Origin of the sequence: Nitrosomonas sp. Nm34, assembly GCF_900113925.1 — a bacterium.
GTDB lineage: Bacteria > Pseudomonadota > Gammaproteobacteria > Burkholderiales > Nitrosomonadaceae > Nitrosomonas.
In genome coordinates, this window is record NZ_FORD01000010.1 from 15,355 (window position 1) to 35,611 (window position 20,257).

At 46.8% G+C, this 20,257-nt stretch carries 15 protein-coding genes; 9 read left to right on the top strand and 6 right to left on the bottom strand.

The genetic code is table 11. The annotated features are described in order from the left end of the window. Positions 1-205 precede the first annotated feature (205 nt). The 4 genes from BM283_RS06315 to BM283_RS06330 all read left to right on the top strand — a co-directional run bounded on the left by BM283_RS06315 (position 206) and on the right by BM283_RS06330 (position 6,878). Positions 206-1,921 (top strand): diguanylate cyclase, encoded by a 1,716-nt coding sequence (locus tag BM283_RS06315; protein WP_175492050.1) that lies wholly within the window; start codon positions 206-208, stop codon positions 1,919-1,921. A gap of 39 nt (positions 1,922-1,960) precedes the next feature. Next, a complete protein-coding gene (gene putA / locus BM283_RS06320) occupies positions 1,961-5,080 on the top strand; it encodes a bifunctional proline dehydrogenase/L-glutamate gamma-semialdehyde dehydrogenase PutA (protein WP_090690983.1) in 3,120 nt (1,039 codons plus the stop codon). A 393-nt stretch (positions 5,081-5,473) separates the two neighbouring features. Next, on the top strand, positions 5,474-6,475 hold the full coding sequence (gene sohB, locus BM283_RS06325) for a protease SohB (RefSeq protein WP_090690986.1): 1,002 nt from the start codon (positions 5,474-5,476) through the stop codon (positions 6,473-6,475). A gap of 148 nt (positions 6,476-6,623) precedes the next feature. Further along, positions 6,624-6,878 carry a hypothetical protein gene (locus tag BM283_RS06330; RefSeq protein ID WP_217646455.1) on the top strand — a complete coding sequence of 85 codons (255 nt, stop codon included), beginning with the start codon at positions 6,624-6,626 and terminating at the stop codon, positions 6,876-6,878. A gap of 956 nt (positions 6,879-7,834) precedes the next feature. Here BM283_RS06330 and BM283_RS06335 read toward each other — a convergent pair. After that, positions 7,835-8,359 carry a protein tyrosine phosphatase family protein gene (locus BM283_RS06335; protein ID WP_090690988.1) on the bottom strand — a complete coding sequence of 175 codons (525 nt, stop codon included), beginning with the start codon at positions 8,357-8,359 and terminating at the stop codon, positions 7,835-7,837. Positions 8,360-8,549: 190 nt separating this feature from the next. Between BM283_RS06335 and BM283_RS06340 the strand changes: the two genes are divergently transcribed. The 3 genes from BM283_RS06340 to BM283_RS06350 are packed head-to-tail and all read left to right on the top strand — an operon-like array spanning position 8,550 to position 12,204. Beyond that, positions 8,550-11,258: a cation-transporting P-type ATPase gene (locus BM283_RS06340; protein ID WP_302848277.1), complete on the top strand. Its 2,709-nt coding sequence runs from the start codon at positions 8,550-8,552 to the stop codon at positions 11,256-11,258. Between the two features lie 48 nt (positions 11,259-11,306). Further along, on the top strand, positions 11,307-11,804 hold the full coding sequence (locus BM283_RS06345) for an endonuclease V (protein ID WP_090690990.1): 498 nt from the start codon (positions 11,307-11,309) through the stop codon (positions 11,802-11,804). Between the two features lie 58 nt (positions 11,805-11,862). After that, the gene (locus BM283_RS06350; RefSeq protein ID WP_090690992.1) at positions 11,863-12,204 is read left to right on the top strand and encodes a zinc ribbon domain-containing protein YjdM; all 342 of its coding nucleotides are present in this window, start codon (positions 11,863-11,865) and stop codon (positions 12,202-12,204) included. Between the two features lie 26 nt (positions 12,205-12,230). On the opposite strand, the gene BM283_RS06355 is transcribed toward BM283_RS06350, so the two are convergent. The 4 genes from BM283_RS06355 to BM283_RS06375 all read right to left on the bottom strand — a co-directional run bounded on the left by BM283_RS06355 (position 12,231) and on the right by BM283_RS06375 (position 16,137). Further along, positions 12,231-12,962: a hypothetical protein gene (locus BM283_RS06355; RefSeq protein WP_090690994.1), complete on the bottom strand. Its 732-nt coding sequence runs from the start codon at positions 12,960-12,962 to the stop codon at positions 12,231-12,233. A gap of 84 nt (positions 12,963-13,046) precedes the next feature. Beyond that, positions 13,047-13,655: a SagB/ThcOx family dehydrogenase gene (locus BM283_RS06360; protein ID WP_090690998.1), complete on the bottom strand. Its 609-nt coding sequence runs from the start codon at positions 13,653-13,655 to the stop codon at positions 13,047-13,049. 284 nt (positions 13,656-13,939) lie between these two features. Next, a complete protein-coding gene (locus tag BM283_RS06370) occupies positions 13,940-15,097 on the bottom strand; it encodes a DUF819 family protein (RefSeq protein ID WP_217646456.1) in 1,158 nt (385 codons plus the stop codon). Between the two features lie 53 nt (positions 15,098-15,150). Further along, on the bottom strand, positions 15,151-16,137 hold the full coding sequence (locus BM283_RS06375; RefSeq protein ID WP_090691009.1) for a 2-hydroxyacid dehydrogenase: 987 nt from the start codon (positions 16,135-16,137) through the stop codon (positions 15,151-15,153). A 387-nt stretch (positions 16,138-16,524) separates the two neighbouring features. Between BM283_RS06375 and BM283_RS06380 the strand changes: the two genes are divergently transcribed. Both BM283_RS06380 and BM283_RS06385 read left to right on the top strand, forming a co-directional pair. Further along, positions 16,525-17,559 carry a hypothetical protein gene (locus BM283_RS06380; protein WP_090691013.1) on the top strand — a complete coding sequence of 345 codons (1,035 nt, stop codon included), beginning with the start codon at positions 16,525-16,527 and terminating at the stop codon, positions 17,557-17,559. A gap of 450 nt (positions 17,560-18,009) precedes the next feature. Continuing rightward, positions 18,010-18,225: a hypothetical protein gene (locus BM283_RS06385; RefSeq protein ID WP_090691016.1), complete on the top strand. Its 216-nt coding sequence runs from the start codon at positions 18,010-18,012 to the stop codon at positions 18,223-18,225. Between the two features lie 216 nt (positions 18,226-18,441). Here BM283_RS06385 and BM283_RS06390 read toward each other — a convergent pair whose 3' ends face one another. After that, positions 18,442-20,067 (bottom strand): formate--tetrahydrofolate ligase, encoded by a 1,626-nt coding sequence (locus BM283_RS06390; protein ID WP_090691019.1) that lies wholly within the window; start codon positions 20,065-20,067, stop codon positions 18,442-18,444. Positions 20,068-20,257 lie beyond the last annotated feature (190 nt).

Sequence of the window (20,257 nt, forward strand, 5' to 3'; positions counted from 1 at the left end):
CTTGTCTGCTATGGGTTAAATAGCACCAGAGTACAATTAAATCTTCTTGGATTTGTGCGATGATAGCTAGATGCAACCTGGCTCCATCAATTCTTGTCAGTATTTTTAGGCGCATATCGTATGTTTTGAGCACATTGCAAGAATGCAAAATAAATTAATTATTTTTCCCATACTTATACAAGGGCAATTGGTCAGTTGGTGCCCAATGCTTCGAATAAGCCGTTTGAGTGACTGCATACCTGATGAATATTATGTTCGCCTGCTACTGTTGCTATTAGCTCTGCTAATGGGATTGCCCGTACCGGCGCAAGCCGATGAGTTGCTCATCGAACGAGGTCTGAGCGGTGTGGTGATCAACAAGCAAATGGCAGCAGCAACCGATGCCACTGCACAGCTATGTTGGTCACAGATTCTGGCTGAACCGCAGCGCTTCATCCCTGCCAGCGGTCGCTGCGGCGCCAGCCTTGGATCGGGCGCGCAGTGGCTGCGGTTGGATTTTCGTCGCGCCGAGACAGAATATAGCGCTCCCTGGTGGCTGGTTGTTGAGCCATTCAGCCTCTATGATTTGCGCTTATACCGACGCAATGCACTCGGAGAATTTGAGGAGATCACATCGGGTGAACGGGTGCCGTTCAAGGCTGGGCGCGAGCGCGAGTGGCGTCAGTACGCTTTTGTCCTGCCTGAGCATGGACCAGTTTATCTGCGTGCCTATGACCCGGGTTGTGCAAGCTTTCCGGTAACATTGTGGCACGAGGATGATCTTGAATTCCATGAGCATCTGGGTGAGTTGCTGTTAGGCGGCATCTATGGCGGATTGCTGGTCATGTGCCTCTATAACCTTTTTATGGCGCTGAGTTTGCGTGATTCGGTTTACGGCTGGCATGTGATGACTACTCTGGCCTTAGGCGCACTCCTGGTTTATTTGCACGGTCACGCGGCTCAATGGTGGTGGCGCGAAGAGCCCCAATGGCTAGTCATGGGACGCATTGTATTACCCAGCCTGTGGGGGTTGACCTTGGCTGGTTTCATTATGAGTTTTTTTCGTACCCGCACCTATCTGCCTAACACCCACCGGTTGTTACAGATCATCATGCTGAGTTACTTACTGATCATCGCAATGCGTGTAGCTAGCTTGCATGAACTACCATCTCTGGTGTTGGCTGCACTAGCGTTACCGGTTGCAGCTTTAGTGTTTTATATCACAATTCGGCGCTGGTATCAGGGTATGACGTCAGCACGCTACTTCCTGGTTGCTTATATCTTGCTATTGGCGGGTATAACCGTTTTTCTGTTAAGTCTCTGCGGGTGGTTAATACCGAATCGCTTAACCGAGCTGGCCATACCGATGACAGCGACTCTGGCGAGTTTGGTTTTTTCATTAGCCCTGACAGGGCGCATTAAGAGTCTCCGCAATGCAAGCAAGGCAGCCTTTATCGACGAGTTAACCGGTTTGCCTAACCGCCGTGCCCTCGAGCAACGCTTCAAGCTGTATACTGAAAGTGAGGCTGATCAATGCTTCAGCTTGTTGAGTGTGGATCTGGATAAATTCAAGCCTGTCAACGATCAATGGGGCCATGCTGAAGGCGATCAGGTGCTGCGCGCCTTGACCCGGCGTATGCAGGCTTGTGTGCGGCATGAAGATTTGGTGGCACGTGTCGGTGGCGACGAATTTGCAGTGCTGCTTTCACCTTCAGCCAGTACAGGTATCGTCACAGCTGTCATTAAACGGTTGCTGGAAGCGGCTCGCGCGCCAGTTCATGTCGGCACACGCAGTCATCGCTTGTCAGCCAGCGTAGGGCTGGCTCACTTTCCTAACCATGGTCGCAGCCTGGCGGAGCTGAGCCGTCATGCGGATTTAGCGATGTATGAAGCCAAACGGGCTGGTGGAAATACCTGGCGTGAGGTAGTGGAAGCAACCTGAATATCTTTACCGAGTTACTAAATGAGGGAGTCTTTTATCATGAGTCATGACCCACCCTTTCGATCCTTGACCTCCGTTCGAGCTGCGATCAATCATGCTTATCTTTGCGAGGAGGCTGAGCAGCTGAATCGTTTACTTCCCTTCATCCAGCTCAATGAGCGCGAACAGGCGCAAGTGCAGGCGCTAGCGCGGCACTTGGTCAACAAGGTACGCAGCAGAGAATGGGGAGAGGGTGGCATTGGGGCATTATTGCATGAATATGACCTCAGCAGCCAGGAAGGCGTGTTGTTGATGTCTCTGGCCGAAGCGCTGCTGCGTATCCCTGATACTGCGACCGCTGACCGACTGATTCAGGATAAGCTTTCCAATGCTGAATGGGAGCGCCATCTTGGGCATAGCTCTTCATTTTTTGTCAATGCTTCCACCTGGGGTATGTTGTTAACAGGTAGGATTGTTAGGCTGGAGGAATCCTCTTCGCTATTCAGCCGTCTTATTGGCCGCAGCGGCGAGCCGGTCATTCGGCTGGCGATTAAGCAGGCGATGCGCCTTATCAGCCATCAGTTTGTGATGGGCAGTACCTTGGATGAAGCATTGAGGCACAGTCGGGAGGATAGAAACCAACGTTACCGCTATTCCTTTGACATGCTCGGAGAGGCGGCACTCACTGCTGCCGATGCAGAGCGTTATTTTGAGCACTATTACCATGCTATTACGGTGCTTAGCGAACAGATCAGTCCTGGCGACCTGCATAAGCATTCCAGTATCTCAGTGAAACTTTCTGCGCTCCATCCTCGTTATGAATATACCAAGCGGCAGCGAGTGCTGGATGAATTATCACCACGAATACTGCAACTGGCGGTTGCTGCCAAAGCTGCCAACATCAGCATGACTATCGACGCAGAAGAAGCAGAACGGCTCGATCTTTCGCTTGATTTATTTGAAACGGTATATCGTCACGAATTGCTTAGCGGTTGGCACGGTTTCGGCTTGGCGGTGCAGGCTTACCAGAAGCGAGCCATTCATGTGATCGATTGGCTGGCACAATTGGCTCGCGAGGGTAAACGCCAGATTCCTGTCCGTCTCGTGAAAGGAGCTTACTGGGATACTGAAATCAAGCAGGCACAGGAGCGCGGTCTCGACGGTTATCCGGTATTCACTCGCAAGGCAGCGACCGATGTTTCCTATCTGGCCTGCGCACGCCGGCTCCTCGACCATGGTGAACTCTTTTATCCTCAATTTGCTACGCATAATGCCCGTACTGTTGCCACCCTTATTATCATGGCCGGGCAGCGGTCTTTTGAGTTTCAGCGTTTGCATGGTATGGGTGAAGCTCTCTATACCACCGTGTTCGATGAATATCCACAGCTTAGATGCCGCGTTTATGCACCTGTTGGCAACTACCAGGAGTTGCTACCCTACCTGGTGCGGCGGTTGCTGGAGAATGGCGCCAATAGTTCTTTTGTCAATCAAATAGCGAACGAACAGGTTACCGTTGATGAGACCATAACTGATCCGCTAAGTGAACTGGAACGCTACCAACAACGGCTTCCGCAGCCACGTCAGCTCTACGGTAAGGAACGGCTTAATTCCAGTGGCATCAATCTTGCTGATTCCGATGCGCAGATACACCTCGAGCAAGCATTGGAAATAGCATCTAAGCAACCATGGCATGCGGCACCGATAGTGGATGGCCATATTCTCACAGGAAGGGTGCAAACTATTCTCAACCCCGCCGATCACACTGATGTTGTCGGTGAAGTGATCCTTGCTGATAGCAGCGCAGTTGAGAAAGCACTCCAGACTGCCTATCAAGCGGCACCTGAATGGGGCAATACGCATGCGAGCGAACGCGCCGCCCGGTTGGAGCGAGCGGCTGATCTATTAGAAGAGCAACGCGCTGAATTGATGGCGCTTATTATTCGTGAAGGCGGGCGCACCATTCATGACGCGCTCGGTGAAGTGCGCGAAGCCATCGATTTCTGCCGCTACTATGCTGCTCAGGCGCGCCACCATTTTGTCCATCCCGTTATATTGCCCGGAATCACGGGCGAAAGTAATCAATTGCGGCTGACCGGGCGTGGTGTGTTCATCTGCATCAGCCCATGGAATTTTCCGATCTCCATTTTCACCGGCCAAATTACTGCTGCACTTGCTGCGGGCAACTCTGTGATAGCCAAACCAGCGGCTCTTACACCTTTATGTGGCGCGTACATGGTACGTCTGTTGCACGAAGCCGGCGTCCCTCAAAAGGTGCTCCATTTCATTACCGGTAGTGGCAGTGAAATTGGCATGAAGCTGGTAAGCGATGCACGCATCGCTGGTGTTGCTTTTACCGGTTCTACCAGCGCTGCGCGCCAGATCAACCAGGCACTAGCCCAAGGTGAGCGCATACTCCCTTTTATTGCCGAAACGGGAGGACAGAACAGCATGATTGTCGATAGTTCAGCATTGCCGGAGCAGATAGTAAAAGATGTGATTACTTCTGCCTTTAACAGTGCGGGTCAGCGCTGCTCAGCACTGCGCGTCCTTTTTCTGCAACAGGAAGTCGCAGAGCCGATCATAGAAATGCTCAGTGGCGCGATGGATGAATTGCTTATCGGCAACCCTATTCACCTTAGCACCGATATTGGCCCCATTATCAGCCTTTCAGCCTGCGACGAACTGCAACAGCACTGTGAACGAATGGACCAGGAGGCTCGCCTGATCAAGATTATACAATTACCGCAAGAGAGCGAGCAGGGCAGTTATTTCGCCCCACATATTTATGAGATTGAAAGACTCAGCCAACTCCAGCACGAAGTATTTGGCCCTATTCTCCATATTATTCGCTATCAGGCCGGCTACTTAGATGAAGTAATTGATGCGATCAATCAAAGTGGCTACGGCCTGACACTCGGCATCCACAGCCGCATCAATTCTACCATCGACTACGTTACCCGACATGTACGCTGCGGCAACATTTACGTCAACCGCAATATGATCGGTGCTGTGGTTGGCTCCCAACCCTTCGGTGGTGAAGGGCTCTCCGGCACCGGTCCCAAAGCTGGCGGCCCACATTATTTGCAACGCTTTGCTACTGAACGGGTAGTCTCCATCAATACGGCAGCGGTAGGGGGAAATGTAGCGTTATTATCGCGGGGTGGTATTGATAAAAAATAAAATGTTTACTTCAGATAATCAATTTTTACAAAATGATTGAGCAGATAAGTGAGGCTGATGACTACAAACACAGATGCCTTGGTTTCATTGAAGAATAGTGCTAAAAATATGATGATTGCAGAATGACTTATTAAACGAAAAACACATACCAACAAATAACGGAAATTAAAAATAAATAATCAAAAATAAAAATTCGGAGGAATGAATAATGTTATCGATAGCTATTGGAAAAACAACACATTTTCAACCGTTAATGTGGCATAGATTTATTTTTTTGTGCTCCACCCGGATTAAATTTGAATAGGCAGGTAAGATAATGTTTCTATAAACATTTGACTGTTAACAGATGGCGAAATAATTAACTTCTTTAGTATATAAGGTGGTATTCAGACAATGTCAGAATTCTTTATTAGTTATGGACTATTTTTGGCGAAAACTGTAACAATTGTCATTGCTATTATAGCAGTGGCGCTGTTCTTCGCGTTTATGTCCAGCAGAAAGCGATCAGGCAAAAAAGAGTTTATTGAAATTAAGAAATTGAATAAAAAATATGATGATATGGCGATGGCGATGAACGCCAGCATATTACATAAAAAGGGATTAAAAAAATATCTAAAAGAGGAAAAAGAAAAAATAAAAGGAATTGTTGCAGGTACAAATAATGGCACCCAAAAAAAGCGTATCTATGTGTTGGACTTTCATGGTGATATTCGTGCTTCGGCCGTATCGTCACTGAGAGAGGAGATTACTGCTATATTGACGGTGGCCACTGAAAAAGATGAGGTGTTTGTACGATTGGAAAGCGGTGGCGGCATAGTCCATGGATATGGGCTGGGGGCATCCCAGCTTATGCGTATTCGGAAGAAAAACATTCCACTCACGGTTTCAGTCGATAAAGTCGCTGCCAGTGGAGGTTATATGATGGCGTGCGTCGGGAACCGTATTATGGCCGCGCCATTTTCTATCATAGGCTCCATTGGTGTAATTGCCCAGATACCTAATTTTAATAAAGTATTAAAAAAGCATGACATTGAATTTGAACAGTTTACAGCAGGTGATTTTAAAAGAACTGTGACCATATTTGGTGAAAATACCAATGAAGCGAAGGCTAAATTTCGTGAAGAAATAGAGGATATTCACCTATTGTTTAAAGAATTTATCGTTCAGCACCGACCTGAAATTGACATCGTTCAAGTCTCTACAGGTGAAAGTTGGCCCGGAACACGCGCATTGGAAAAGAAGCTGATCGATGAGTTGAAAACCAGTGACGATTACTTGCTGGAAAGCAGCAAAGATGCGGATATTTATGAAATTAAATATGTGAGCAAGAAATCATTGAGTGAAAAAATGAGGTTCCAGATTGAGCGGCTTTTCGACCAAGTGCAATATGGTTGATCGTTTGCCAGGTTTGCAATTGCAGCACAGAATGGGGGCAGTCATTGCATAGTGCATGAAGTATAATTTATGCTTACCAAGCAGTCAGTTAATTTTTTGTTTATTTTGTAAGATGTAATGACTGACACTATTTCTAGAAATTGAATTTATGGAAGAAATGGAATTTAGAATCTTTCTCAGGAGACCGGAATATCCTGTACTTATTATATCCTCCGAAAAATTGTATTCTGCACATAACCTTAAGCAATTGGCCGAAATCTGTGTATCCTTGCCCCTGGAAGGAGCTGAAAACAAAACTCGGATGGTTGATTCAACAGGAAGTGAATTCTGGTATTTTCCAGAGCAATATATTTTGTCCCCTGGATTTGTTACAAAAAAAATGGACAAAGAAAAAATTAATTGAGACTTTCGATAATAGCTCAAACGCCAAAGAATTAAATAAAGAGTATTCTATGAAGTCATTATCCAGTAAGAAATTGCAAGAAGTAATCGGGGATATATATAGAATTCTAGATTCTGAAACATAAAAATAGGTGTTTTAAAGGTATAACTTGATGCTTCAGTCAACCACTTTCCGCTAAGCTTATTTGTCGGTTAATTCATTTATTTTGTAAGACAATAAGTGCCACCTTTTCATGAATCCATCGAGGATGCGTGCGCTCATGTAGGCTGAGTAGGTCTAAGATGGATCAATCCAGACAAAGATCGAGAAGCAAACATAAGAGTCCAGTTACACCAGAGCGCTCTTTTTTAGCACACCCGATACTGCTCGTCACAACTGTTAGTTGACTTTTCCTTCCGCAAACTTACAATTCTTATAAGCATCTCTTCCCCATTAGTTTAGTTCAACAAAGTTTATCTGCCGTCGATAGAGCAGCGCTTATTGCAACTTGGGGATGACACCGGATAAAGCTATTCGTTAGGCCTAGCTCAAAATGGCTATGAATCGGCAGATTGGTAAATAATAATATAAGTGTTGGTGTGTCATGATCGATGATTATCAAGAAGCAATGGAATTAATGAATAAAATGAAGAATTGTTTACCAATTCCTGTTTATCCATCTAAATAAAAGATTTGTTTCGCTACTAGAACAGCGAAATATAAAACTCAAAATTAATCAACGGCTAGAAATTATCGATGTTCATTATTTGGGAGATGAAGGCGGCATATCATGCACTTTGAAATTTCCATTTAAAACCGAAGAGAGTTACGTTATCTCGCTTACTCATCTTCGCCCTATGCTTAATCACTCCCTTGCAAAAGATTTAAGAAAATATCAAATTCACCGGATCAGGAATTTGGCCCAACAATGAAAACAAGATGGAGAGATCCAGCAAAATTATTCATTTGGCTGATCTTCAACACATATTTTTCGTACGACAGCTATCTTTGATTTTTTCTTCCATACTGATTTGCATACCTGCAGTACGGCCTTCCTCAAAAGCGATGTCTGGGGCTATTCCTTTGCTCAGGCGATAAGCCGTCCACATGGCACCAGCGCGATTTCCTGAGGCACAGTGTAGCAACACGGGGGTGGCAGCTTGCTCAATTATGCTGCTAAAATTAGTCAATTGTTCCTCACTAATACCGGCACCGGTTACCGGGATATTAATATAGCGCATGCCAGCAGCTTCAACAGTCTGCTTTTCTGCCAGAGTACCCTCAGATTCGGTGCGTAAGTCAATGACTGTTTTAAAGCCTCCTTCGGCCAGTTCCTGCACACCTCCTTCATTCAATTTGCCCCCAGTAGCAATTTGTGTGGTAGCGCGGTTGTAGTTGGTAACTGCTTTAATCTGGTTGCCAAAAGGAGCTTGTTCGGCTGCTTGAGTAATACTTATGAAAGAGATCAGCAACAATATAATAATGTAAGGTGTCCAATTCATATTGAATTCGTGTAATGGTTTCAGAGTACATAATAATATGTAAATTAGCACAATTTGAAGAATAAATTAACTCATTCCATTTCTAAATCCAACCTGGCATTCTCAGCTATTCCTTACCGTATTATTAATTCTGTCTGCGGCTTGCCTTCGCATCATTTTTGGTTTGGAAATGCAATAGGAGATAAAACAATTGCTGACACCTCAACGTAATTCAGAGATTGCGTGGCATCATCGAACAGCCGATGAAGTGATGGCAATCCTTAAAACCAGCCGTCATGGTCTTACGCAGACGGAAGCAGAGCAGCGGCTCAAGCAGTATGGACTCAACCGGCTTAAGCCATCGCGAAAACGAAGTGCATGGAGCCGTTTTTTGCTGCAATTTCACAATGCGCTGATTTATGTGCTGTTAGCCTCAGCCATGATTGCCGGGTTGCTGGATCACTGGGTCGACATGGCTGTGATTGCCGGGGTGGTGCTCATCAACGCATTGATTGGCTTTATCCAGGAAGGTAAAGCCGAAAAAGCGTTGCACGCGATACGTCAAATGCTTTCACTGGATGCGGTGGTTATGCGTGATGGCAAGCGCATACAAATTCGTGCAGAGGAATTAGTTCCTGGTGATATTGTATTATTGCAGTCCGGTCAAAAGGTACCTGCTGATTTGCGTTTATTCAGCACCAAAAACTTGCGTGTCGAAGAAGCTGCCTTAACTGGAGAATCCGAGGCTATAGAAAAAACAACCGAAGCCGTGCCAGCACAGGTAACGATCGGAGATCGTCTGTGCATGGCTTATTCGAGTACTCTGGTTGTCTATGGCCAAGGTGTAGGGGTTGTGGTAGCTACCAGTAATCAAACTGAAATAGGACGCATCAGCACCTTGCTGGAACATGTCGATACCATTGAAACTCCCTTGCTCAGACAGCTGGCGATATTTGGACGCTGGCTGAGTGGTTTGGTGATCATTCTGGCTATTGGCATGCTGAGCTATGGTCTGATTTTAGGTGATTATCACTTAGGTGAGATGTTCATGGCTGCTGTCGGTATTGCTGTTGCCGCCATTCCGGAAGGGCTGCCGGCCATTATGACCATTACGCTGGCGTTAGGAGTGCAAATGATGGCCAAGCGGCATGCCATTATTCGCCGCTTACCGGCAGTGGAGACTTTGGGCGCGGTAACCGTCATTTGCACCGACAAGACAGGGACGCTGACGCGTAATGAAATGACGGTGCAGCGCGTAATTACAGCTGATTATCAAATAGAAGTAAGCGGAGTAGGTTACGCACCTGTTGGAGGATTCAGTATGCAAGGTACCGCGCTTCTCACGAATGAGTTTACCGAGACACTTGAGCTCTTTCGAATAGGGCTGCTGTGCAATGATGCGCAATTACGAGAACACGAGAGCAACTGGACAATTGAGGGGGACCCAACTGAAGGCGCTCTGATCACGCTCGCCTTAAAAGCAGGGCTGGATCCCTCATTCGAACATCAATCACTGCCGCGTACCGATGCCATTCCTTTTGAATCTGAGCACCGCTTTATGGCGACCTTACATCACAATCATGCAGGGCATGGCTATATTTATCTCAAAGGTGCACCTGAAGAAATTTTGACGATTTGCAGCAAGGAACGAAGCATAGATGGCGATCGTCCGCTGGATACCAGTTATTGGCAGGCCAAGATGCAGGAAGCAGCCGCATTGGGGCAGCGGCTACTGGCCATTGCAGTCAAGGCTGCTGAAAAAGATCAGATGACGCTGACTTTCGATCATATAGGTAATGATTTTATCTTACTTGGTCTAGTCGGTATTATGGATCCACCGAGGGAAGAAGTAATTGAGGCAGTGCAAAAATGTCGATCAGCTGGCATACGCGTCAAAATGATTACCGGGGATCATATCGCCACCGCACAGGCAATTGGTATGCAACTTGGCATTGGGGATGGTCAGATGGCATTAAACGGAATTGCACTGGATCAGATGAATGACGCGCAATTGCGTGAGGCGATTAACACAACGGATGTTTTTGCGCGCGCCAATCCAGAGCACAAGCTCAGATTGGTGAAGGCATTGCAGGCTAACGGTGAGATCGTGGCCATGACGGGTGATGGTGTGAATGATGCACCTGCCCTGAAGCGCGCAGATATCGGAGTGGCGATGGGCAAGAAAGGCACTGAAGTCGCCAAGGAAGCATCTGAGATGGTGATTACGGATGACAATTTCGCCTCAATTACGCATGCGGTGGAGGAAGGCCGGAGGGTATACGATAATATCACAAAAACCATCATTTATATTATGCCCACCAGCGGCGGTGAGGCTGGTATGCTGGTCATTGCCATTCTGCTTGGGATGACACTACCGATTTCTCCTGTGCAGATTTTATGGGTCAATATGGTCACTGCAGTCACCCTCTCACTGTCCCTTGCTTTTGAAAAAGCAGAATCAGGCATCATGCAGCGTCCGCCGCGTGACCCAAGTGCACCTATTCTGTCACGATTCATGATGTGGCGTATTGCCTTTGTGTCCCTGGTTCTTACCAGCGGTGGGATTGGGTTGTTTTTATGGGAACAGGCGCAAGGTGGCAGTGTTGAAACGTGCCGGACTATTGCTGTCAATGCACTGGTAATGGGAGAGATCTGGTATTTATTCAATTGCCGTTACCTGCTGACGCCAGCATTATCCTATAAAGGATTATTTGGGAACCCTTATGTATTGCTTGCTATTAGTGGCTTGGTAGTAATTCAGCTTTTGTTTACCTACCATCCTTTGATGCAGCAATTGTTCGGTACAGCGGCAATTGATCCTGCTGCCTGGACTAAAGTGATGTTATTTGGTGGGCTGGTATTTTTGGTAGTTGAAGCTGAGAAATATTTGATTAGCCGTTACAGAATAGCCCAAATATGAGTATTTCTAGCAGCAGTTTTTACTTGGCAATATTAACTATAGATAACTTTGATATTAGCGGTAGACGTTCATTACGACAACCATAATGGTTTGGTTGCAGGGGTTGCCTTTAAATGGTGGACTGATGCTGAGCCAGACGAGAGGTATATTACCAGGGTCGAGCAGGTGAGTGACTATGTTCCTGGACAGTTTTATCAACGGGAGCTCCCTGGTATTCTCAAGCTGTTAAGCGAACACGGCTTACAGCCAGAATACATTGTGATTGATAGTTATGTATATTTAGACGGGAATGCCAAGCCCGGTCTGAGTAAGCATCTATACGATGCATTGCAGGGTAAAGTGAAGGTGATCGGTGTGGCTAAAAAACGATTTGCTGGCATTAGCGAAACCTATGCGTTATACAGAGGGAAAAGCAAGCAGCCGCTCTATATTACAAGTGCAGGCGAAGCGCTTTCTGCTGCAAAATGGTATATTCTTTCCATGTGCGGCATCTATAGAATTCCAACCATACTAAAAAAAGCTGATCAATTATCCCGGTTAAACTGATCAGACAGACAAGCCAGTAAAGCTCAAATAAGAGTGACTCAACGGAAGGCCAGATAACATGACAGATCTACCAAAGTGCCCTGAATGTGGTTCAGAATATACCTACAAACAGGGAAATATGTATATATGCCCGGAGTGTGCACATGAATGGGCACAGCAAGCGATAACGGAACCTATCGATAATGAAACGATTGTTAGTGATGCGTTTGGCAATATTCTTCAAGATGGTGATACTGTCACCGCTATCAAAGATTTAAAGGTTAAAGGCTCGTCATCGGTAGTTAAAGTGGGAACCAAAGTCAAAAACATCCGCCTGGTCGAAGGCGATCATAACATTGACTGTAAAATTGATGGTATGGGTGCTATGAAGCTGAAATCAGAATTCGTGAAGAAAATATAGCTTTGGGTATTCTAATTTTTCCTTATTCACTTGAACCACTGCTGCCTGATTTCCAACAATAACTCACCTAATTGCCTGGCACGTACAGGTTTGTGAGGATGATGGTGTTGTTCAAAGTGAATCAAGTTATTTTTAATTTTTAAAAAGTGAATACCGGCATCCTCCACATCATGGCGCAATTTTTCCAATGCTGCGTCGCTAGCGTCATCAGATTGAACCGGAGATTTCGTGAGGTAATAAACAACTTGTAGCACTGCAGGCAAATCAAGGCGCATGGTATGGGAGGTGATCACAGCCAGGGCTTTCCGCAGCGCATCATGTCGCTCATGGTGATGCAGAGTGGGTGCGTCGAGCGTCCCTCGCAGCAATGCAGCGATACGATTAAGCCATGCAACAGGTGGCGATACCGTTTCGAATGCCTTCATCGGTTCATGGGCGATCTGCACGCCAAATTCATTACCATGCTGGATTTCCGCCAAAACAAGGAGCGCGAGCTCTCTTGCTAAATCATAACATGGCAATACCTCATTCAATCGTGTATCCCCTGTGGTGTATAGATCGATCAGCAAATCTGCTAGTGGTGGAGTGATTAACCACAGTGTCTGTGCCAATCGTGTCGTCGGTTGTGGTCCGCGCAGAATCTGCCAATGCGCTTCACAAAGTTCAACCAGGGCATCCTGTAATGCTTGGCGCTGCGCTTCAGGTAATTGCTTGACCAGCTCCTGAGCTTCTGTTGCGATCAGTGAAAGACTTGTCATGGCAATATTTCTGCAACTGAATAGACATTACCGAATAATGAGCGTTCATTGGATGCGGTACGATAAGATTATGAGGGAAAATGATTATTTCCTGCCGATCGGCATCAGGATAAGCGGCTGTTCCTGCGTCGGTAGGTCCAATACATTAGCAACCTCCTCCTCATCAAAGGCGCCGACGATCACTGTAGTTAAGTCCAGTGCATTGGCCTGTAAAAACAGGTTTTCCGCTGCATGCCCTGCTTCCATATGAACATAACGTTTACCGCGCTCTCCATATTTATGAGTAGTACGCTTATAATCGGCAGCAAATACCACGATGGCAGCCGCATTGGCCAGCCACTCCTGACCTAAGGCAGCGCTCGCCAATAAATTGCGCCGATCACCCTCTTGCATCCATACTAAACGATGCCGATCAGGATCATAACCATACACAGCTGGAGCCAGATCCTCCAACGCCCTCACGACCAGGTACAACTGCAGTGGATACAAGGCGCCGGCTGATGGTGCAGTACGATACCCTTGCGGGTGGGTAATCCCTTGTGCTGCCCATAGTAATTGTCCAATTTCGGCTAACTTGAGTGTAGTCACTGAGTATTCACGGATGCAACGACGTTTTGCCAGTAACGCCTCAAGAGAGGTTGAGCCAGTTAAACTAGGCTTGGGTAAGGCAATTGTTTCACTTTGTTGTGCCATAGCGCCTCCTGTTATATGGCAGATTAACAATAGCAATCAATATGACCGTAGCAGCCTATGATTAATTCCTAACCTTAATCTTATTTAACTGATCTAACCACATTATGAGGAGAGCGTGCCGGAATAGCATTTACAATAGTAACGTTCGGCCTGAGCCAGCCGAAGGGCAGTATCAGTTTTTCCTTCCATTTCCAAATCAAATATAACGCGAAGGCGAGCTGCAGACAGGGCCAATAATACAGCAAGGTGAAACTGACCAAACCAGGTTTGATTTGGAAATAGAATTAACTCACAATCCAAGACCAGAATTGATATACCGCAGTACCGGCAAAGGTTCCTAATGCATAACCCAAAACCCCTACCAGCACGCCAGGGGTGATCAGATCGCGCCATTCTTTGGCGGCGGCTAAGGCGGGCGCAGTGGTTGCACCGAGCACTGCCGCATTGGAAGCGGTAACCAGTTCTGGTAATGAAAATCCGAGCAGCTTGCCGAAGCCGAAAGTGATCAACGCATGTACGATCAGAAGAATGGCTACTAACAGGATCAGCAGCGGTGCAATTTGAATCATGGCCAAAACATTGGCGCCTGCAGCGATGGTTGCGAAGAATATCAACGACAAAAGCATGCCCAGTTCAAAGTCACCATGCAGCCGTGCCATTTGCTTGGGAAATAAGGTGGCAAGCATGACAGCCAGCAGCGTGATCATTGCGTAACGCCAGTCTGGAATTGCTAACCGGCTCGTTAACGCATCCCCAGTGGCCACAACCAGCAGTGCAAGCGTTAGAGACATAGCCAAAGTCAATGGAGTAGGGTGCCCCAGCTCGAGCTCTGAATTTGCGATATGGTGAGTGCGGGGAGTGTAGCGTCGCGCAAGCCAGCGCCAACTTGGCAGCACCGCCAGCATGGCCAGGTACAACGCACTGAACAGATTATCCGTAGCCGTGGCCGATGAGAAAAATGAGGCATCTTCACGCAGCCGAGTGATTTCCCCCAAGGCTGCGTAATTGACTGAACCGCCGATGTAGGTGGAAGTAAACAGCCCAGCAATCGCAGGCTCACGCAAAGCAGCATCAATTGCCGCTCCTGTTCCGAGTGAGGACAGATCGAGCAACAGTACAGCCACGATTGCACCGCTGATAGTGCCGAAGCACGCTAGCAAAAACGCCATCGTCATGCGCGTCATTTCAAAAAAGAGCCGCCTGAGATCAGCCTTGAACAGAAAGAGCGGAATCAGCACAGGCACAAAATAGGCAAAGACAAAATCGTAAGCAGGAGCCGTATGGGGAATGATATTCACATTCGCTGCGATGATAGCAGCGAGTATCGCGATGACAGCGCTGGTTAGCAGCGCGCCCACACGGGTTTTTTCCGCAAGTAGCGCGAGCGTGGCAATGGCAAACAGCGCGGCCATGATCGCAAAGTGATTATCAGCTGGAATCAAGGAAATAAGCTTACTCCCATCAGATAAGGTTGAATTTATCCTTGAGAAATAAGCTATTGATCATGCCTATGGCGTGAGGTTAATGCATCCTTGATCTGATTAAATGGTTTATTCTGGAAAAAATTATGAATATTGTCTGCAATCTGATCGAGCAAACGCTGTCGGGATTCTCTGCTGGCCCAGGCAATGTGCGGGGTAATAATCAAATTGGGCTGCGGGTACTCCAATAATAAATTGCCTGCAACAGGCGGTTCATTTTGCAAAACATCAGTGGCTGCACCAGCAATGCGGCCAGAAGACAGGCTTGCTAGTAAATCGGCTTCGTTCACTAAGCCACCGCGTGCCGTATTAATGAGATAGGCGGATGGCTTCATCAGCTCAAATTCTCTCTGACTGATCAGATTGCGTGTTGCGTCTGAAAGCGGACAGTGAAGGGTAATAAAATCTGATTGACTGATCACTTCATCAAATGCCGTACGCCCTGGGCGGGCAGGCTGGCCCTTATGCTCAGCAATCAACAGTTGCATGCCAAATGCCTGGGCTATTTCTGCTACTGCTTTTCCTAGCATACCATAGCCGATTATCCCGAGCGTTTTGCCTGACAGCTCTTCAATACCGAAATCAAGCGGACAGAAATAGGTGCTTTTCTGCCAATCTCCATTCTTGACCAAATGCTGATACTCAATAAAACGGCGTGAAAGATTGAGTATGAGCATGAAAACATGCTCTACCACAGAAGGTGTGGCATAGTCGCGTACATTACAAACAGGAATATTGTAATCAGACGCGGCTGTGAGATCGATATTGTTATAACCGGTAGCGGCAATGCAGACCAATTTCAAGCGGTTTGCAGATGATAATGCAGCACGGTCCAGCAGGGCTTTATTGATGACAACGACTTCCGCATCCTTGACTCTCTCAATAGCTTGTTCTGTGGCGGTATCTTCATAATAATGCCACGGAGAAATGGCCTGTTCCAGCTTTGTACAATCGATATCACCACGGGTGACGGAACCGAAATCAAGAAAAACTGCGCGCATGTGATTGCCTTTGGTGAAGATAGAAGTAATTCATACTGTGATTGGGATGTATTGAAAACCTGGAATGTTGTCAAAAACCTTGAGAGAGTAGGAGAATGACAAGTATACGGAATAATTCACTTTGATCCTCGCTAAATTCGCATCATTTAAATGGTTGCTTTCTGCCAAAATCATCCACTCAATTTCTCTCAGTAAATCTACTATATCTAGCCAAATAATATGAGACAGCTAATACTTTCATGATCTGCAGAGCTGCACAACACTTCATTTGGTATGATATAAAGCTAGTTAATATGACAAGCGTAACAATTTTCTGCTATTAATTCCAAAAGCATGGAAGATATACTTAAACTATATAATTACTTTTTATAGGTCTGGATATATTGCATGCGCGCATTAGAGACAAAAGAAGAAAATTCACGAGCCGTAAGAAATTTTCGCGAACGATTGCAGGAGGTTGCTTCCAACTTGGAGGATATGGTATGGGGATTTCCTAATGGGGAGAGAGCTACCTATCCTACCTACTCAATCAATACGCATCTAGGTGAAATTCAAATTGGTGTTCCTGAATCTTGGGATACGCGAGTTCCTCACCTAATCCGGTTTACGAGAGAGCAAGGTCCCCCATCGCCAGATGTTGAGATAAATATCCCAATAGAGCATGATCGGAAGGTTTCCGGTTTATATGTCCAGTCAGGCAACGAATACTGGCTCTGCTCACGCGGCTCGTTCACTTCGTTCAGAGGTCAAATCAAACGCGAATTTACATTTACTCACTTTGATAAGTGGCTCGTTCAAATAAGCGATATGGGTAAGCTTGCCAGTGTTATTCCAGTTTGTTCACTCGCTTCTTCTACAATCGCAAACAATATAGCGACATTTGTAGCAGCCGTACAAGAACTAAAGCAAGCACATAAAGAGATTGAAGAACAGCCGGAAATTGTTGTGTCTAGCTCGTCGTTAACCTCTATTTATAATTGGGGAAAGGGGGCAGAGTTTGAAGGCAAGAAGACGGCAGGAGGTGGACCAAAAAATGAGTATGAATATCTACACGGGCCATTGTGCAACCAGTTAATGGTGTTCCTTGGAAAGGCTATTGCCTCGAACAAATCCGTATTTGTCACCAACAATGTACACGTTGATGTAGCCATAGTTGATAAAGTTACGCAGCGCGCGAACGCGATTTTTGAAGTTAAAACATCGGCTCTTCCATCAGCTCAGGTGTATTCTGCGGTAGGGCAAATTTATTACTACAAATATCGGTATGGGCACTCAGAGACCAAGCTCTATCTGGTGTTACCTTCGAGTTGTAAATCAACTGATACTCAATATTTTATTGAGTCACTGGGTATCGCTGTTATTTATGGAGAATCGGGGGTATTCAATCTCCCAAATGGTGAAAGTTTTGCCGTCAGCGTATAACCCTGTGCTCAACCGGAGCTGCGTGAAAGCCACGCAGTCCGGTTAGCTCCACGTTATGTTTTTCGATTAAGCCTGTTTCCATGACTAAGAACGCATTTCTTACGCATCTTGAATTCATTTTTAGCATGCCGCTCTATACAGAGACAATTTTCGAGGGCGAGCAGGCCCGGAAAATTGTTGACCTTCTGTATTTTGGTGGTACTTACGACAGCTTCTGCACCAGTGCAGACGTGAATCGGCATTCCAGGTCGCAGACCCACAAGGACTGCCCGAGTTTATGCTAAATGCACCCGGCACAATGTCCATAGTAAGGATTTCCTGTTCTTTATCGATCAACGGCTTGTGGCAGATGAAAACAGCAAACACTGTACAGAGTCAATAATTTACAAAGTAAGCCGGTAACCTTCGAACGGCGACCAACATAGAAATATTGCACTCCTGGAAAAACACTTGCCTTCGTTCCTGGTTAAACATCCGGAGATGTATTCCTTGCTCAGCAAGGGAAGCCATGAGCTTTCGGAAGAAGATGGGCTTTCATATTTTAAAATGCTACGGATTGGAATCGAACTCATCCTCGATGAGAAGCTGGAACGCAAGGAGCGCGATAGAAAGATTCGTGGTGCAAAGGCTGCACTTGCAAAGGTCATTGGTGAAACCAAGGCATAACCCGGCAATGGAGCGGATCTGCACGAAAAGCTGTGCAAGCTGCTCACTTTAACGTTATACAATGTACTTTAAATAAATAAGGTAATCCCCCGGCATAGCCGGGGGATTACCTTATTTATTTAGGAAGTAATTTTAACCAATTACTGTTTGGCAACATGCACCTCTGAGATTGAGAGAAAAGCTTTTTCAGGAATGCACAACAAGACAGGGCAGCGGTCAAATTCCCACAATCTCCCCATCATCAGACAAATCAATTCGATGTGCAGCCGGATCATGCGGTAACCCAGGCATAGTGACAATGTCACCGGTCAGTACCAGTAGGTAACCGGCGCCGGCAGCGATGCGCACTGATTCAATTGGCAATGTGAATTTACTAAGATGACTCCCTAAAGTTGGGTCGCCGCTCAATGACAAATGATTCTTGGCGATACAGATGGGGAGTTGATCGTAACCAAGTGAGCGAACCCGCTCAAGATCCTTTCTTGCAGTGCGACTGAGCTCGATATGGCTAGCGCCATAGATAGTGCGAGCGACGGCGGCGATCTTCTCTTCAGGAGGAGAATCCAAATCATAAAGATAACGTACAGGCGGTGTCGGCTGAGCGGCGGCAGCAATGACTGCATGCGCTAACGCTTCAGACCCAGCGCCTCCATCGGTATAACCGCTAAAGAGGGCGGCAGTGAGTCCAAGCTGGGTACACCCTTTTTCGATGGTAGCCAGTTCTTGCTGGGTGTCACCTTCAAAGCAATTGATGGCAATGACCGGCTCAAAGCCAAAGGCGCGTACGCTATGAACATGATGCTCCAGGTGTGCCAAGCCCCGTTCGATTTCCTGGATGGGGCCGGGGGAGGCCGGGTCACCGCCACCATGGATTCTTAAAGCGCGGGCAGTCACTACCAGGACGACTACACTGGGCCATAGGCCAGAGCTGCGGCATTTTATGTCAAAAAATTTCTCGGCACCCAGGTCAAAACCAAAACCCGCTTCTGTCACGGCAAAATCCGCGCAGAAGGCGGCGGTCCTGGTAGCGATCGCGCTATTACAGCCATGGGCAATATTGCCAAATGGCCCGCCATGCACAAAAGCGGGCACGCCTTCGGTGGATTGCACCAGATTCGGCAATATCGCATCCTGCAGCAGAGCTGCCATTGCGCCTGTTGCCTCAAGGCTCTGGGCTGTGACCGCATTGCCCACGCGATCAAATCCAACCAGAATACGCCCCAGACGAGCCTTTAGATCAGCGAGATCTTCAGATAAGCAGAGGATGGCCATGACTTCTGAAGCTGCGGTGATGTCAAAGCCGGTCTCGCGCGGGACACCATTAAGGCGTCCACCTAGTCCAATCACGGTCTGACGCAGGGCGCGGTCATTCACATCCAGCACACGGCGCCAAAAAACCTGGCGGTGCTCCAGATCGAGTTCGCTGCGAAAATGGATAGCGTTGTCCAGTAAGGCAGCCAGCAGATTATGTGCGGCGCCGATGGCATGCAAATCCCCCGTGAAATGCATATTGATGCGTGTTGAAGGCTCGAGCTGGCAACGGCCACCACCGGTACCGCCTCCCTTGACGCCAAAGATAGGCCCCAGCGAGGGTTCGCGTAAGGCAAGTGCTGCACGCTGACCGATGCGCGCAAGACCTTGTGCCAGACCGATTGAAACAGTAGTTTTTCCTTCACCACTACGAGTGGGATTAATCGCTGAAACCAGGATGATTTTTCCCTTTGGCTTAGCTTCTTTCTTTGGTAAGGCATTTAACCGAAGTTTTGCCATATGCTCGCCATAGCACATCAGTACATTTGGGTGAAGATCAAGTGCTGCGGCGATGTCCAGTATGGGGCGCATTATAAAAACTTCTGGCAAAGAGAATAAGTATATGTGAGCGCTTTAATATATGAGATATCCAGCATTTTACGGTTCCATTGCATTATAAAGTCTCAGTGTGCGCGCTGCAAAATTTAAAAAAAGAATTAATTCTAACATTCGAAGTTATATGCATTTGCATTATGGGTTACTTATTTGTAATTTTTTAATC